Below are 15,904 nucleotides of genomic sequence, written 5' to 3' on the forward strand. Positions count from 1 at the left end.
TAAATTTACAATAATAATGATATTGAAGAAAAATATAAATTTTATCCAATTTCCCTCATTAAGTATTTTATACAAAAAATATATGAATCCGCTAAAAGAGGTAAAACACGAAAAAAAACCACTAAAAAAAATCTTTTTTTTAAGGCAACTTAATTTTTTTGCTGCAACAAAACCAAAAAACAACGATCCAATTAATGAAACAATGAAATTATTATTTATAAGTATCCTTAAGAAAGTAGCTAAATAACAAGCCAGAAGAATGTATAAGCAACTTTTTATTTTCATTGAATAGTTTGCACTAAATAATAACCTAAATAAAAGCAAATAAAAGATAGAATTATCACCTCTATATAGTGAAAAAATAAACGCGTAAATTGCTTCTTTTTTAATAAAGCAAATAGTTGATATACAAAAGAAGAAAATGTACTGAAACTGCCTAAAAATCCAGTATAAAATAAGAATAATTTATTGTTATTAACAAAATTTAATGCAACTAAAATTCCTAAAAAAAAAGACGCTATAAAGTTTACTACTGAAGTATTTTGAATATAAAATCCTATATTAATTTTGAAATTATTTTGTATAAAAATCCTTAGTATTAATCCAAAAGTACTCCCAAATAAAACAAAAATTATTGAGTTTGAATTAATATACAAAACTTACATTTTTATCCAGCCTTTTGTAATTTTATTAGGATCATCTAATAAAACATTAGAAGCTAATTCCACCTTAACCCAAATTTCATTTTTGCTGACTTTCCAATTACGTAAAACTGATAAAGTAGTACCTATATCAAGGACTAATAATTCTTTTGCATAAATTTTCGGGAAAGAATAAAGACAAGTATTGGAACTCAATATAATTTCTTTTGTGTTGGTGGGTAAGTTATTTTGAGTTAAACTTTTTTGAATACCACCAGCAGGCAATGTAACTGGAGCTATTAAAGCAAAAGTAATCAAGCAAAAATTCTTAAGAAGATTGTTCATTAAATATCTAAAGTTGCCATATCTAATTTGCTACTATGAGTTTCAATAAATTCTCTTCTTGGTGCAACTTTATCTCCCATTAAAATATTAAATATTCTATCAGCTTCAAGTGCATCTTCAATTTCAACTCTTTTCATCATCCTAGTTTCAGGATTCATAGTCGTATCCCACAATTGCTTTGGCATCATCTCACCTAATCCCTTAAATCTTTGGATATTGTAATTTGCATTTTCTCCAAAACCTGAAATTGTATCTTTTAATTGATTCTCGTTATAACAGTATTTATGATTCTTACCTCTTTCAACTTTGTAAAGGGGAGGACAAGCAATATATATATAACCTCTTTCAACAAGTTGTCTTTGATATCTATAAAAAAATGTCAATAATAAAGTTCTTATATGAGCCCCATCAACATCTGCATCAGTCATAATTACAACTCTGTGATATCTCAAAGAGTGCACATCAAACTCCTCTCCTTTTATTCCTAAACCAAGAGCTGTGATTAATGACTGAATTTCTGTATTTTTATATATTTTTGTATCATCAGTTTTTTCGATATTAAGAATTTTACCCCTAAGAGGCAAAATAGCCTGAAAATTTCTATCTCTTCCTTGTTTTGCCGAACCTCCAGCAGAATCTCCCTCAACGATATAAATTTCTGATTCTGAGGGATCTCTAGAACTACAATCTGCTAATTTACCTGGCAAAGTTGAACTTTCTAGAACACTTTTTCTTCTTACTAATTCTCTAGCTCTTCTTGCAGCTTCTGCTGCATTAAATGATTGAATTGCTTTTTCAAGAATTGAGTCTAAGATTCCTGGATTGAATTCCATATATTTTGTTAGAGCTTCCCCTACAAGAGAGTCAACAATACCTCTAACTTCAGTATTCCCTAATTTTGTTTTTGTTTGTCCTTCAAATTCAGGTTCTGGAACTTTAACTGATAAAACAACAGTTAAGCCCTCTCTAATATTTTCGCCAGCTAAATTTTTTTCAATCTCTTTTCTTTTGCCTCTCTTTTTTGCAAGATTGTTGAATGTTCTTGTCAAAACTGTCTTAAGTCCCTCTATATGGGTACCTCCATCAATAGTTCTAATATTATTTGCAAACCCTAAGATATTATCTGAATATACATCAGAACACCATTGCAAAGCAGCTTCGACATAAACATTTTCTCTTTGTGAGTCAACATAAATTATCTCAGGATGAATAGACTCCTTTTGTGCATTCATATATTGAACATATTCTTTAATACCACCTTGATATAGGTAAATTTCTTCTTTATAAGAACCATTTGTCAATTCAGTTCTCTCATCTCTAAAAACGATTTTTACTCCACCATTGAGATAAGCTAGTTCCCTTAACCTAGATGAAAGAAGAGCATATTCAAATTCGATTCCTCCAGAAAAAATTGTTTTATCGGGCTTAAAACAAATAGTGGTTCCTGTTTTAAAAGGTTTAATAGACTGCTTTGTTCTTTGCAACTCACCCTTAGATACACCTTTTTCAAATCTTTGATTAAACTCACTACCTTCTCTATAAACAGTCACATTTACCCATTCGCTAAGAGCATTTACTACAGAAATACCTACTCCGTGTAGGCCACCTGAAACTTTATAGCCGCCGCTTCCGAATTTACCTCCCGCATGCAAAACAGTCATTACAGTTTCCAAAGCACTTTTCCCAGTCCTTGAGTGAATATCTGTAGGTATCCCTCGTCCATTATCAGAAATTAAAGCTGATCCATCAGCTCTAAGAACTATTTCTATATGATCGCAATGTCCTGCAAGTGCCTCATCAACTGAGTTGTCAACGACCTCGTATACTAGGTGATGTAAACCTCTAGGCCCTGTAGAACCTATATACATCCCAGGTCGTTTACGAACTGGCTCTAAGCCTTCTAAAACCTGAATCTGTTCAGCACCATAATCATTTGAGATTTTATTAGATCTTTTGTCCTCACTCATTTAATATAAAAAAAAACATTAAACTTTTTAAATATTATTTTTAAAAAGTCTTTCATTAAACTTACCACCGTAATAAGAGAAAGGCTCGTAGTCCTATGAAAATTTTAATTACTTTAATTATATAGCTGATAAATTTTTCTTCAGAAATTTATATGTCTTGTTATCTCCCCCACGTAATTGTCTTAATTGGGCCCACAGCTAGTGGTAAAACTGACTTAGCTATTGAAATTGCGAATCATTTTAAAACTCATATACATAATATTGATTCAAGGCAAATTTATAAATTTATGGATATCGGAACAGCCAAACCATCTAAGGTTCAACAAAAAAAAATAAAGCATTTTTTAATAGATATTGAAGAACCTGTTAATCAAATTAATGTAAAACAATTTCAAGAAATTGCTCAAAAATCAATTAAAAGAGAAATTGAACAAAATTATCTGCCTTTTCTTGTTGGAGGAAGTGGTTTATATATGAACTCAATAACTAAGGGTTTTTTTGTACCAGATGTCCCTCCACAAAATAATTTGAGAAGACAATTAGAAGAACTTGATCAGGAAGAATGTTGGGAACTTTTAAAAAATTGTGATCCAAAATCAACAAAAAAAATTAATTTTGCTGATCATATTAGAACTATAAGGGCTTTAGAAGTCTTTTATGTAACAGGTAAACCTTTTTCAACTCAACAAGTTGAGAACCCGCCTAATTGGAAAATACTTGAGCTTGGATTAGATAGAGATAATATAAAAGAAAGAATTTTGCAAAGAACAAAAAATATGTTTTCGTTTGGAATTGTTGAAGAAACGAAACACCTTATCTCTAAATATGGATCTGACTTGCCAATTTTAAAAACCATTGGATACCTTGAAGCAAAGGATGTCCTTAATAACCGTTTAACGATTGAAGAGGCGATAGAGTTGACCGCCACAAAAACTATCCAATTCGCCAAAAGACAAAAAACATGGTTTCGCAATAAAAATAATCCTATTTGGCTTGATAACAAAAACCTACTAAAAGATGCAATAATTAAGATAGAGTCTTTTTTAGGCTAAATTTTATAAAAAATAGATTTTGTTCATCATCAAATCAATTTATTAACTAAACTGAATGCCACCACGCCCACGCTTTGACCGCCGCGCTCCTGTTAGAGAGCTCCCAAATATAAATGAAAGAATAAAATACCCTCAATTGAGAGTCGTTGATTCAGATGGGAAACAACTAGGTGTGATAGATAGAATGAAAGCATTAGAAATAGCTTCTCAAAGAGAATTGGATTTAGTTTTGGTAAGCGAGAAAGCAAATCCTCCAGTTTGTAGAATCATGGACTATGGAAAATACAAATTTGAACAAGAAAAGAAAGCAAAAGAAGCAAGAAAAAAATCCCATCAAACAGAAGTTAAAGAAGTAAAAATGAGGTACAAAATTGACAAACATGACTATGACGTACGAATAGGTCAGGCTACTAAATTTTTAAAATCCGGAGACAAAGTAAAATGTACTGTGATTTTTAGAGGTAGAGAAATACAACACTCCAATTTAGCTGAGACACTCCTTTTAAAAATGGCTAATGATTTAGAGGAGCAGTCAGAAGTACAACAAAAGCCGAAAAGAGAAGGAAGAAACATGATTATGTTTTTAAGCCCTAGAAAAACTCCTCTCATTAAAAAAGATGCAGGATAAGAAATTATAAATAAAACTATGCCGAATGTTAAAGTGTCACTATAAGTAAAATTTAATTAGTCAGGATTCTTTTAAAGTGAGATACCATATCCAACAAGAAAGTGATATCCCAGCATCGACCCAACTATATAATCAAATTTGCTTCGCAATAGCAGCAAGACATTATCCACCAGGTCACAGATTGCCAAGCACTAGGCAACTTGCGATGCAGACAGGACTTCATCGGAATACTATTAGCAAAGTTTACAGACAACTTGAAATAGATGGGGTTGTTGAAGCGATCGCTGGGTCAGGTATCTATGTAAGAGATAATCTTAGAAAAAAAGACTTTAAAAATTCAATTTACTCAAAAAACAAAATAAGTAAACCACCAGATCAAGAAGCAAAAAAAGCTATAGATAATTTTATAAATCTTGGCTGCACCTTACAAGAAACAAGAGAAATATTAACTAATGAAATTGACTGGCGTATTAAATGTGGAGCAAGAATTATAGTCAGTACACCTAGAGAGGATGTAGGCGCTTCTATGCTTATAGCAGAGGACTTATCTCCAAAAGTTAATGTACCAGTGGAAGTAGTTCCTATGGAAGAATTAGAAAAAGTTTTGAGTAATTCCAATAATGGAACTATTGTAACAAGTAGATATTTTTTACAACCTTTAGAAAAAATTGCTAAACAATATGGAGTTAGAGCTATTACAGTTGACTTGAGTGACTTTCAAAAGGAATTGAAAATTCTCAAAGAATTAGATGCTGGAAGCTGCGTAGGTATTGTTAGTATAAGCCCTGGTTTATTGAGAGCAGCAGAAGTTATTATTCACAGCATGAGAGGGAGTGACTTAATGCTTATGACTGCAATTTCAGATAATAACAATAGATTACTGTCGCTTTTGAAAGCTTCAAACCATATAGTTTGTGATGGACCTAGCTTATCAGTTGTAGAAAACACTTTATTAAAAAATCGGTCTCAGCTTATGAGATTACCTCAAATAATATGTGCAAAAAATTATTTGAGTATAGAGACAATAAATCAATTAAAAAAAGAGATTGGAGTTGTTAATTAGACCATGATACTAAGAACTTTCAAATCAGATATTGACATAATCAAAGAAAGAGACCCTGCTGCTAGAGGGATATTAGAAATTTTTCTCTGCTACCCAGGCTTTCAATCAATAGTTATTCATAGGTTTACTCATAAATTATGGCAATTAAAAATTCCATTAATTCCTCGCTTTTTCAGTCATCTCAATAGATTAATCACAGGCATTGAAATCCATCCTGGGGCCAAAATTGGTAAACGGGTTTTCATTGATCATGGCATGGGTGTTGTAATTGGAGAGACAGCTGAGATAGGAAATAATTGCCTGCTTTATCAAGGAGTAACATTAGGAGGTACTGGAAAAAGTCATGGGAAAAGACACCCAACTTTAATGGAAAATGTTGTAGTGGGAGCAGGTGCAAAAGTTCTTGGATCTATTACTGTAGGATCTAATACACGTATTGGTGCAGGTTCAGTAGTTGTTCGTAACGTGGAAGGGAACAGCACAGTAGTTGGGGTTCCTGGCAGAGTAGTACATCAAAGTGGGGTTAAAATTAATCCATTAGCTCACTCTGCGCTACCAGATGCAGAAGCGAATGTGATAAAAAATCTAATGGATAGAATAGACTCCCTCGAAAATGAAATTCTTAAGTTACAAAAAACTCTAAAATGTTTAGCAAATTCAGAATCTATTGATATTTCAAAACTAGGTGATGCTCAAAATCTTAAAGACAAAGAAATTATAGAATTTCTTGGAGATGATTAACTCTAGATTTAATTTTTATTTTCTGTGTCAGTTTTAGGCTGAAACATAAACATTGAATAAATAACATTTCGTCTCATATTTGTCATCATTTCCAGAAACATATCATACCCTTCATTTTTATATTCAATTAGAGGATCTTTTTGCCCATAACCTCTCAATCCAACTGATTCCCTCAAGGAATCCATGGATTGAAGATGTTCACGCCATAAATTATCAATTTGCTGCAAAATAAAAAATCTTTCAGCTTCTCTCATTAATCCTGGACGAATATTTTCTATTTGTTTTTCTTTTAAATCATAAGCTATTCGCAACCGCTCTTGAAGGTAGTTTTTTAACTCCTCTATTGACAGTAAATTAATATGATCAGCTTTAAGGTCATCTAATAAATATATAAATTCTTTGACTTTGGATATTAATTGGTCAATATTCCATTCTTCTGGAGGAAGATCAGGATTAATATAAGCCTCTACAATTTCACTCATTGTTCTTTCTCCATATCCTATTACTTGCTTCTTTAAATCAATTCCTCGTAAAACTCTTAGTCTTTCGTTATAAACTGCTTTTCTTTGATTATTCATTACTTCGTCATATTCAAAAACTTGTTTTCTTATGTCGTAATAATATGTTTCAACTTTTTTTTGAGCACCTTCTAGAGATCTAGTAAGCATTCCTGATTCTATAGGCAAATCTTCATCAACCCTAAATGCGTTCATAAGATTTGCTACTCTATCACCTCCAAAAATCCTTAATAAATTATCTTCTAATGATAAAAAGAATCTTGTACTTCCAAGATCTCCCTGTCTCCCTGCTCTACCCCTAAGTTGATTATCAACTCTTCTTGATTCATGTCTCTCAGTACCGATGACATGTAAACCTCCAGCTTCTCTAACTTTTTGTTCTTCATAAATCAAAACATTTTCATATTCTTTTTTTACATCAGACAAAGATTCTCTCAAAAGCTTTATCAAGCTATCATCAGTTGGTGCTTTTTCTGCAGCTGTAGCTATTCTGTCATCAAGCTCCAAGACAGAAAGTTGTCTATCTCCCCAATTTTTAACAAGTTCATCAGATAAAAAAGAGAGTTTCTTTTCAATTGCTTCATCTAGTTTGCAAGGAAAAAGACTTGTTTCCGAATTTGAAATACTCTTTTTCAAATTTTTACCAGCTTTCTTAGAAAAACCTACTTTAGATTTTGAATTTCTTTGTTTAGGTATTGGTGGCTTATGTTCATTATCAGGCCTGACTAACAAAGGAATTAAAATTTCTTTTAATTTAAGCCTTGCCATATAATCACTATTACCACCAAGAATTATATCTGTTCCCCTTCCAGCCATATTAGTCGCAATAGTAACAGCACCTGCCCTTCCCGCCTGAGCAACAATTTCTGCCTCACGTTCAACGTTCTCTGGCTTAGCATTTAACAAATTATGTGGGATTTTTTCAGCAGATAAAAGTGTACTGAGTAATTCACTTTTTTCCACACTTGTTGTACCAACTAAAACAGGTCTACCATCTCTATGAATTTGTGCAGTTTCTTTAGCAACGGCTTTCCATTTACCAATCTCTGTCTTAAATACTTGATCAGGCCAATCTTGTCTCTTTCTTATTTGATTTGTCGGTATAACTGTTGATTCTAATTTATAAGTTTTTTCAAATTCAACCTCCTCTGTTTTTGCAGTTCCCGTCATTCCTGCTAAACCGGGATATAAAAGGAAAAAATTCTGATAAGTTATGGATGCTAATGTTTGAGTCTCAGGCTGAATTTTAAGACCCTCTTTTGCTTCTATTGCCTGATGCTGGCCGTCACTCCAACGCCTTCCAGGCATTACCCTACCAGTAAATTCGTCCACTATTACAGCCTCATCGTTCTTAATAATATAATTTACGTCTTTAATAAATAATTCTTTAGCTTTTAGAGCGTTAGTTACATAATGCGCCCAAGGATCTTTAGGGTTATATAAGTCAGTAACTTTTAAATACTCTTCACATTTTGCAAAACCCTGATCAGTTAATATACAACTTCTCTGTTTTTCATCAACTTCATAATCCCCTTCTGGATCAATACCATCTTTACTTAATTCTTTTGCTTTTACTAATGCCAGAGATAATTCTGCAGCTTTTTGATATTTTTCTTGTGGTCTTTCAACTTGACCAGAAATGATTAAAGGCGTTCTTGCTTCATCAATTAATATTGAATCAACCTCATCAATTACGCAGTAATTAAATTTTCTTTGAACTACCTCACTAATATCGGTAGCCATATTATCTCTTAAATAATCAAATCCCAATTCTGAATTTGTAGCATAAGTTATGTCACAATCATAATTTTTCTTTCTCTCAACTGGATTCATATCTTGCTGAATCAAACCAACGGATAAACCTAAAAAACGATGAACTTGTCCCATCCATTCTGCATCCCTTCTAGCTAAATAATCATTTACAGTAACAACATGAACACCTTTTCCCGTAAGAGCATTTAAATAACAAGGTAATGTCGCGACAAGAGTTTTTCCCTCTCCAGTCTTCATCTCAGCAATTTGACACTCATGTAAAACCATCCCGCCAATTAATTGAACATCAAAATGTCTCATATCAAGAACACGTTTACTTGCTTCTCTTACGATTGCAAAGGCTTTAGGAAGAAATTCTTCTAGGAGTTCTTTTTGTTTTTTAAAATCTAATTCAGCTGAAATATTTGATTTAAGAATCTGCGTTTCTTTTCTAAGCTCATCATCAGTCAATTGAGAAATTTCTTCTTCTAAAAAATTTATCTCTTCCACTATTGGTTGATAGCGCTTTAACTTTCGTGTATTCGGATCTCCCAACAAAAGTTTTAGCATAAGTCAAAGTCCTTAAAAAATTCATCTTATTACAAACATTATAAATTAGTGCGTTACAACAGAATGAAGAAAACTATTATCTCTTTATTTTATAGAAACGATCGATTAAGGTATTTAGATTGAAGTCACAAAAATAACCTAGCTGACATCACCTTTCAAAAATCTCTTTAATAAATGAAAGAAATATCTTTAATCAAACATGCCAAAGGAGCTTTAGGGTTAAGGATTTTTGGATTAGGTCCTAATCTTAAACCAACAAATGGATTAATTAAGCTACAAAAATTGCTAGATACCAATGCTTTCTGGGCAAAGCATAGAACAATCAATGATCTAAAAAAATGTCTTGCTAACAGTGATGTAGTAATAAGTCTTTGGGTTGGTAACGAAATAGTTGGTTTTGGTAGGGCTTTAACCGATGGGATTTACCGCGGAGTGCTTTGGGATATTGTTATAGATCAAAATCACCAAGGCAAAGGTTTTGGCACATTAATTTTAAAAAATCTTTTATCTTCTAAAAAAATTAAAAATACAAAAAAATTATATTTAATGACAACAAATAAAAAATTGTTTTATTCTAAATTTGATTTTAAAGAAGTTTCTTCTCAAAATTTATTGATTCGTGAAATATAAAGCACTCTGTTTCTAAAAAAAACAAAATCAAGATATAAATTTACTATAAAGCCATCTTATGAAAGGTCCTAAAATAGGAACTGGTCCAAAAGTTGGGCCGCAAAAATCAAAGTAATCTCTATGCTCTTTGATTAATCCATTTTCACCAAATAATAAACGAGTAGTTCCAGGATAAATGAATTCTTTACCCATAATTTTTAAACCCATTGTCCATTCAACAAATCCACAATCCCCAGTTATGGAAATTGCATGAGTTTCTAAAAAAACATCATCACATCTTTTAACTAGCTTTTCTTGGGCTTTAACATAAGAATCCAAGCCTTCTGTTTCCTGAGTTGGGTCTGTAAAAATAACATTCTCATTATAAAATTCAGCCCATTTTTGTTTTGTTGGTGCATCTATACCATAAGGTTTAGTAAATAATCCCTTTAAATCTTCAATAGAAATAACTCTAGTCATTACAAAATTTTTGCTAAAAATATTCTAAAAGATACAAACATTAAAAGCGGATGAAGAGATTCGAACTCTCGACATTCTCCTTGGCAAGGAGATGCTCTACCACTGAGCTACATCCGCATAACTTTTTTATTTTATCTCAAAGAAGGGGTCAATGATAAAAATAATTAAATTTTTTCAATTAATTTAAATTTTTAATTAAAGTTCCCATCTCAATTGCTTGTAAAGCATAATTCCAACCAAGATTATTTTTAATCCCTGCTCTTTCTAGAGCTTGCTGCATAGTATCAGTAGTTAAAACTCCAAAAATAATTGGAACATTATTTTCATTTGAAACTTGTGAAATACCTTTGCTCGCCTCAGATATAACTACATCATAGTGGGAAGTTTCACCACGGATCACAGCCCCAAGAGCAATTACGACGTCATAACTCTTTTTTTTCATAAGGGTTTTAGCTGCGATTGGTAATTCGAATGAACCAGGAACCCACACTATATCTACTTGATTGCTTAATTCAGAAGTATCTAAACCATGTCTTTTTAAACAATCAAGGCAACCAGATAGAATCTTATTTGTAATTAAGTCATTAAATCTTGCTATTACAATCCCAACTTTTAAAGTAGACGCATTAGTAAAAGTACCCTCAAAAATAGCCATTAAATTTTACTTCGATATATTAATAGACTCTCACGAAAAGGTATTAAGTTCAAACTAATGAAGAAACTATCCCTGTAACAAAAACCAAAACAACCCAAACAGCAGCAATAGAATAGATTTTTCTCCTACTTTCTCGCTGTCCTTCCTCAGTAGAGGGTTGAGTCACATATAAAACAGGTACTCCAACTACCGCAATTAAAGAAGCAAATAATAGAGCATTTACGAAGAAAAAGTTAACAGCCTGCATAATTCAGTCTAAGGTTTCAAATTATTATAAATACTATAGTCTCATGAAAATGATAATTTTTAGAGAAAATTTACATACTTTAGACACTTTAAATGCAAAAAAAAAAAATCTACCTAGTATCTATTTAGGAATTAAAAAAGTATGCAAGAAGATACGATAATTCAAAAGAATTTATTTGCAATTAGTAATGAAAATAATGACCAAAAAGAAATAACAAAAATTCCAGAAGATTTATCTTTGGAAGATTTAAAAAAAGAATCGCAAAAAAGACCTAGACAAAGAAAAAATTCAACTAATTTAATAAATAAATTCAAGACTGATTTAATTTCAAATAACAAAAATATTTGCATCAATGAAGAATCTTATAGCTATAAAACAGTTTCAAAACTGAAATTAACTCCTGTAATAAAGCATTATGTCACTCTAAAAGAGGAAAATAAGGATAGGTTATTACTTTATAGATTAGGAGATTTTTTTGAATGTTTTTTTGAAGACGCTGTATTAATATCTAACCTTTTAGAAATAACTCTTACCAGTAAAGATGCTGGCAAAGAGATTGGTAAGATCCCTATGGCAGGCGTTCCCTATCATGCAATGGAGAGATACTGTGCTGATTTAATTAAAAAAAATTATTCTGTGGTTATATGCGACCAATTAGAAAAAAGTTCTGGAAATTATGGTACTCCAATTAAAAGAGGAATAACAAGAATAATAACTCCAGGAACGGTTATTGAAGAGGGGATGTTGATTGCAAAGAAAAATAATTGGATTACTGCTATTTACTTATCAGAAGGAAACTCAAATGAATTTTATGAATGGGGCATATCAAAAGCTGATGTAAGTACAGGAGAATTAATAACTTTAGAAGGCCAATCTCTATCAAAACTATTTGATGAAATTATTAAATTAGATTCTTCAGAAATCATTGTAGGAAGCAATGAAGTAAGAAATTTATTAATCAAAGGTAATAGTCAAATTACATACACTGTTTCAGAAGAGACTAACTTTGGCATTAATGAAGCAAATTATCTAATAAAAAATTATTTCCAAATTGCAAACCTAGAAGGAATAGGACTTAAAAATTTAAAAAATGCGACTAGATCACTTGGAGGTTTATTAAGTTATTTAGAAAAAATTAATCCTTCAGATTTTGATAAAGATTCTTCTGTAAAAATTTCATTAGACTTTCCACAAATTCAATTTGGTAACAACAAATTAATTATTGATTATCAAACTCAAAAAAACTTAGAAATCAAAAATACACAACGAGAAAACAACTATGTAGGTTCGCTACTATGGAGTATTGATAGAACTTATACTTGCATGGGCGCAAGGTGTTTAAGAAGGTGGATAGATTCACCCCTATTAAACCTTAATGAAATTTATAAAAGACAAAATATAATTACAAACTTTATTGAATCTAAACAATTACGTATTGATACCCAAAATTTACTTAGAGCAATGGGGGATTTAGAAAGACTTGCAGGTAGAGCTTGTGCAGGTCATGCAAGTCCCAGAGACTTAATTGCAATAGCTGAAGGTTTAAAAAAATTGCCTAGACTAAAATCCATAATTGAATTATTCAAATATGATCTCCCAGATTGGACTGATCAATTAAAAAATATTGATGAAGGACTCTTAGAATTAGCTGATACTATAAGTTTTAAACTGATAGAAAATCCTCCTCTGAATATTAGTGAAGGAGGCATGATCCACGATGGTGTTGACCATATATTAGATGGTTTACGCAATTTAATGGATGATTACTCTGAGTGGCTAAATAAAGAGGAATTAAAAGAAAGGAAAATTAGCAAAATTTCAAACCTAAAAATTCAATTTCATAAAAATTTTGGTTACTACATTTCTATAAATAAGTCAAAAGTTAATTTAGCTCCCCAACATTGGATCAAAAGACAAACACTTACTAATGAAGAGAGGTATATCACTTCAGAAATTAAAAGTAAAGAAAATAAGATTTTCCAAATAAAAACTAGAGCTTCATCGAGAGAATATGAAATTTTCTGCGAATTAAGAAATATAGTTGCTGAAAAAACAAAACAAATAAGATCAATCGCAAAATCCATAGCATCTCTTGATGCATTGCTTGGTTTATCAATTACTTCAGTAGAAAACAATTTTATAAAACCTTCGTTAATACCAATAAATGATTCAATGACAAAAAATAGTACAAAAATAATCGCAGGAAGAAATCCAATTGTAGAGCAATTATTAAATGAAAAAAAGTTTATAGCAAACGATATCTCTTTTGAGGAAAATCAAAAATTAATTATATTAACCGGTCCCAATGCAAGCGGAAAAAGTTGCTTTATAAGGCAACTTGGTTTAATACAAATTCTCGCACAAATTGGTAGCTTTGTTCCTGCTACTAATGCTGAAATCAAGATTGCAGATAGAATTTTTACAAGAATTGGGGCGGTTGATGATCAATCATCTGGGCAATCAACATTTATGGTGGAAATGTCTGAAACTGCATCAATTCTAAATCAGGCAACTTCTAGCTCACTAGTTTTACTTGATGAGATAGGTAGAGGAACATCTACTTTTGATGGCCTTTCAATAGCTTGGTCTGTAAGCGAGTATCTTGCAAAAAAAATTAAATGTAACACTATTTTTGCTACACACTATCATGAGCTGAATTATTTAAAAAATTCAAATAAGAATATACAAAATTTTCAAGTATTAGTAGAACAAAATAAAGATCAGCTAATTTTTAGTCACAGGATTGTTAAAGGGGGCTCAAACAAAAGCTATGGTATAGAAGCAGCTAAATTAGCAGGAGTTCCAAAAGAAGTTATAGAAAAAGCAAAATCAGTTTTAAATTCTTTAGAAAATAACAACAAGTTAAATAAAAATATTGATTAGATCATAGGCAAGTTTATAAGATAAATACTTTTAAATAGATTCCCTCAACAAAGCGTTAACAGCAGCAGCTGCCATAGCAGCACCTCCTCGAGTTGAATTCAAAACAATTCTAGGAAGATCTGTAGAAATCAATTTGTTTTTGCTTTTTTCTACTCCAATAAATCCGACGGGCATTCCAATAATTAAACTAGGGAAATCTTTTGCATTATCTAAGATATCAATCAAATACGTTAAGGCTGTTGGCGAACTGCCAATAACTACAATAGGTGATTTTATCCCAGAATTTTGAACAGATAATTCTTTCCAACCTTCAGTTAAGCCATATGCAGTTTTAGTTAATTTTGCCTCTTTATTCTCTTGAAACCAACTTCTTGCTGAAAAGACTTTATTCCTATTAGTATTTTCTGCCATTGATTTTATAGCTGCTGCTGCCATATCGGTATCAGTTAAAATAGGAGCTCCATTTTTAAGCGCCTGAAGGCCCTTTTTACAGGCACCTTCACTAAACTCAAGAAGATTTTGAACAGAAAAATCTCCTGAAGTATGAATTAATCTTTCTAAAACTTTATTTTCCAAATAATTTAGATCATTTTCTCCTACATGAGATCTTATAAATCTGATGCTTTCCAAAAAAATTGGATGATCAATAACCATTAAATTTAATTTATGTTAAAAATAAACATAGTTATTATATGATTTTTATTGAGCGATTATGCCAATACAAATATTATGGGGTAATGATCTAAATGCTCAAAATACATTTATTCGGAAATTAATTGATAAGGAAGTATCCAAAGAATGGAAAGCAATAAACGTAACTAATCTAAATGGAGAAGATGATGAACAAGTAAAAAAAGCTTTTGATGAGGTTCTTACACCTCCTTTTGGAGATGGATACAGAATAGTTACATTGAAAAATAATCCAATTTTTAATGCAAAAAATGAAAATCTAACAAGTAAATTTCAAAAAATCCATAACAATATACCTCAAAATACTTATTTCGTTTTACAAAATACAAAAAAACCAGACTCAAGACTAAAGAGTACTAAATTTTTACAAAAACTTATCAAAAATAATTTAGCCAAAGAAAAATCATTTTCTTTACCAGAAATCTGGGACTATGAGGGACAAAAAAGATTCTTAGAAGATACAGCAAATGAAATGAGTATCAAAATTGATAAAAATGCAGCTGAATTAATTATTGAATCTGTTGGGAATGATAGCTTTAAACTAATAAATGAATTAGCTAAGGCAAAAACATACCTAACAGCAGTCGCAAGTGATTCGAATTCACAACTTTTTCTTAAAAGTATTGATGTAAAAAAAATATTTTGTGATCATCGATCCAACATTTTCAAAATCATTGATCTTCTCTTACAAAAAAACATTAATGAAAGCCTCATCGAAATAAATTATTCCTTACAGAAGGGAGAACCTGCTTTAAGATTAAATGCAGGCTTAATTAGTCAAATCAGAATTCATACCATTGTAAAATTAGCAGTTAATTCAGGAAGTGATAATGCAGAAAAGATTTGTAATCTTTCGGGAATTTCTAATCCAAAAAGAATTTTTCTCGTTCGAAGGAAAGTAAAAAACATATCGCAAAAATATTTAATTAATTTAATGAGTAACTTATTAGATATTGAATCATTACTAAAACAAGGTAATAATCCTATGAATGTTTTTACCGAGAATTTAATAAATTTAAGTTAACCAAATTATAAGTTTAAAAATTTACATTATGATTTAAAT

15 protein-coding genes and 1 tRNA gene are annotated in these 15,904 nt (G+C 31.1%); 7 read left to right on the plus strand and 9 right to left on the minus strand.

From position 1 onward, the window contains the following. Positions 1-281: 281 nt before the first annotated feature. The 3 genes from HA140_RS08925 to gyrB are packed head-to-tail and all read right to left on the minus strand — an operon-like array spanning position 282 to position 2,953. The gene (locus tag HA140_RS08925; protein WP_245156250.1) at positions 282-656 is read right to left on the minus strand and encodes a fluoride efflux transporter FluC; all 375 of its coding nucleotides are present in this window, start codon (positions 654-656) and stop codon (positions 282-284) included. A gap of 3 nt (positions 657-659) precedes the next feature. After that, positions 660-986, minus strand: coding sequence for a hypothetical protein (locus HA140_RS08930; RefSeq protein ID WP_209040746.1), 327 nt, complete (start codon positions 984-986; stop codon positions 660-662). After that, the gene (gene gyrB / locus HA140_RS08935) at positions 986-2,953 is read right to left on the minus strand and encodes a DNA topoisomerase (ATP-hydrolyzing) subunit B (RefSeq protein WP_209040747.1); all 1,968 of its coding nucleotides are present in this window, start codon (positions 2,951-2,953) and stop codon (positions 986-988) included. Before gyrB ends, HA140_RS08930 begins: the two co-directional genes overlap by 1 nt. A 152-nt stretch (positions 2,954-3,105) precedes the next feature. Here gyrB and miaA point away from each other — a divergent pair, with 152 nt between their 5' ends. The 4 genes from miaA to cysE all read left to right on the plus strand — a co-directional run bounded on the left by miaA (position 3,106) and on the right by cysE (position 6,437). After that, on the plus strand, positions 3,106-4,005 hold the full coding sequence (gene miaA / locus HA140_RS08940) for a tRNA (adenosine(37)-N6)-dimethylallyltransferase MiaA (protein ID WP_209040748.1): 900 nt from the start codon (positions 3,106-3,108) through the stop codon (positions 4,003-4,005). A gap of 55 nt (positions 4,006-4,060) precedes the next feature. Next, positions 4,061-4,633 (plus strand): translation initiation factor IF-3, encoded by a 573-nt coding sequence (gene infC, locus HA140_RS08945; protein ID WP_209040749.1) that lies wholly within the window; start codon positions 4,061-4,063, stop codon positions 4,631-4,633. Positions 4,634-4,709: 76 nt separating this feature from the next. Beyond that, positions 4,710-5,696 (plus strand): GntR family transcriptional regulator, encoded by a 987-nt coding sequence (locus HA140_RS08950; RefSeq protein WP_209040750.1) that lies wholly within the window; start codon positions 4,710-4,712, stop codon positions 5,694-5,696. A gap of 6 nt (positions 5,697-5,702) precedes the next feature. Next, positions 5,703-6,437, plus strand: a complete 735-nt coding sequence (gene cysE, locus HA140_RS08955) for a serine O-acetyltransferase (protein ID WP_209040835.1) — start codon at positions 5,703-5,705, stop codon at positions 6,435-6,437. Between the two features lie 8 nt (positions 6,438-6,445). Here cysE and secA read toward each other — a convergent pair whose 3' ends face one another. Continuing rightward, positions 6,446-9,277 (minus strand): preprotein translocase subunit SecA, encoded by a 2,832-nt coding sequence (gene secA, locus HA140_RS08960; RefSeq protein ID WP_209040751.1) that lies wholly within the window; start codon positions 9,275-9,277, stop codon positions 6,446-6,448. A 174-nt stretch (positions 9,278-9,451) separates the two neighbouring features. On the opposite strand from secA, the gene HA140_RS08965 reads away from it, so the two are divergent. Beyond that, on the plus strand, positions 9,452-9,907 hold the full coding sequence (locus tag HA140_RS08965; protein WP_209040752.1) for a GNAT family N-acetyltransferase: 456 nt from the start codon (positions 9,452-9,454) through the stop codon (positions 9,905-9,907). Positions 9,908-9,934: 27 nt separating this feature from the next. Here the strand turns inward: HA140_RS08965 and HA140_RS08970 are convergent, their stop codons facing one another. The 4 genes from HA140_RS08970 to psbZ all read right to left on the minus strand — a co-directional run bounded on the left by HA140_RS08970 (position 9,935) and on the right by psbZ (position 11,268). Further along, entirely contained in the window at positions 9,935-10,366 is a 432-nt protein-coding gene (locus HA140_RS08970) for a nuclear transport factor 2 family protein (RefSeq protein WP_209040753.1), read from the minus strand. 45 nt (positions 10,367-10,411) lie between these two features. Continuing rightward, a tRNA-Gly gene (locus HA140_RS08975) sits at positions 10,412-10,483 on the minus strand. A gap of 61 nt (positions 10,484-10,544) precedes the next feature. After that, the gene (gene ribH, locus HA140_RS08980) at positions 10,545-11,021 is read right to left on the minus strand and encodes a 6,7-dimethyl-8-ribityllumazine synthase (protein ID WP_209040754.1); all 477 of its coding nucleotides are present in this window, start codon (positions 11,019-11,021) and stop codon (positions 10,545-10,547) included. A gap of 49 nt (positions 11,022-11,070) precedes the next feature. Then, positions 11,071-11,268 (minus strand): photosystem II reaction center protein PsbZ, encoded by a 198-nt coding sequence (gene psbZ / locus HA140_RS08985; RefSeq protein WP_002807211.1) that lies wholly within the window; start codon positions 11,266-11,268, stop codon positions 11,071-11,073. A 141-nt stretch (positions 11,269-11,409) separates the two neighbouring features. Here psbZ and mutS point away from each other — a divergent pair, with 141 nt between their 5' ends. Then, entirely contained in the window at positions 11,410-14,151 is a 2,742-nt protein-coding gene (gene mutS / locus HA140_RS08990) for a DNA mismatch repair protein MutS (RefSeq protein ID WP_209040755.1), read from the plus strand. Positions 14,152-14,181: 30 nt separating this feature from the next. On the opposite strand, the gene HA140_RS08995 is transcribed toward mutS, so the two are convergent. After that, the gene (locus HA140_RS08995; protein ID WP_209040756.1) at positions 14,182-14,805 is read right to left on the minus strand and encodes a precorrin-8X methylmutase; all 624 of its coding nucleotides are present in this window, start codon (positions 14,803-14,805) and stop codon (positions 14,182-14,184) included. A 58-nt stretch (positions 14,806-14,863) separates the two neighbouring features. Here HA140_RS08995 and holA point away from each other — a divergent pair, with 58 nt between their 5' ends. Next, complete coding sequence (gene holA / locus HA140_RS09000) at positions 14,864-15,865, plus strand: DNA polymerase III subunit delta (protein ID WP_209040757.1); 1,002 nt, start codon at positions 14,864-14,866, stop codon at positions 15,863-15,865. Positions 15,866-15,904 lie beyond the last annotated feature (39 nt).

It is taken from the genome of Prochlorococcus marinus CUG1417, from assembly GCF_017695975.1.
Lineage (GTDB): Bacteria > Cyanobacteriota > Cyanobacteriia > PCC-6307 > Cyanobiaceae > Prochlorococcus_A > Prochlorococcus_A marinus_AG.

What these genes read in the sequence shown, in the direction of transcription:
- holA (WP_209040757.1), top strand. Translation starts at nt 14,864, where the DNA reads ATGCCAATACAAATATTATGGGGTAATGATCTAAATGCTCAAAATACA.
- secA (WP_209040751.1), bottom strand. Translation starts at nt 9,277, where the DNA reads ATGCTAAAACTTTTGTTGGGAGATCCGAATACACGAAAGTTAAAGCGC.
- mutS (WP_209040755.1), top strand. Translation starts at nt 11,410, where the DNA reads ATGCAAGAAGATACGATAATTCAAAAGAATTTATTTGCAATTAGTAAT.
- HA140_RS08995 (WP_209040756.1), bottom strand. Translation starts at nt 14,805, where the DNA reads ATGGTTATTGATCATCCAATTTTTTTGGAAAGCATCAGATTTATAAGA.
- miaA (WP_209040748.1), top strand. Translation starts at nt 3,106, where the DNA reads ATGTCTTGTTATCTCCCCCACGTAATTGTCTTAATTGGGCCCACAGCT.
- gyrB (WP_209040747.1), bottom strand. Translation starts at nt 2,953, where the DNA reads ATGAGTGAGGACAAAAGATCTAATAAAATCTCAAATGATTATGGTGCT.
- HA140_RS08930 (WP_209040746.1), bottom strand. Translation starts at nt 986, where the DNA reads ATGAACAATCTTCTTAAGAATTTTTGCTTGATTACTTTTGCTTTAATA.
- infC (WP_209040749.1), top strand. Translation starts at nt 4,061, where the DNA reads ATGCCACCACGCCCACGCTTTGACCGCCGCGCTCCTGTTAGAGAGCTC.
- HA140_RS08970 (WP_209040753.1), bottom strand. Translation starts at nt 10,366, where the DNA reads ATGACTAGAGTTATTTCTATTGAAGATTTAAAGGGATTATTTACTAAA.
- ribH (WP_209040754.1), bottom strand. Translation starts at nt 11,021, where the DNA reads ATGGCTATTTTTGAGGGTACTTTTACTAATGCGTCTACTTTAAAAGTT.
- HA140_RS08965 (WP_209040752.1), top strand. Translation starts at nt 9,452, where the DNA reads ATGAAAGAAATATCTTTAATCAAACATGCCAAAGGAGCTTTAGGGTTA.
- psbZ (WP_002807211.1), bottom strand. Translation starts at nt 11,268, where the DNA reads ATGCAGGCTGTTAACTTTTTCTTCGTAAATGCTCTATTATTTGCTTCT.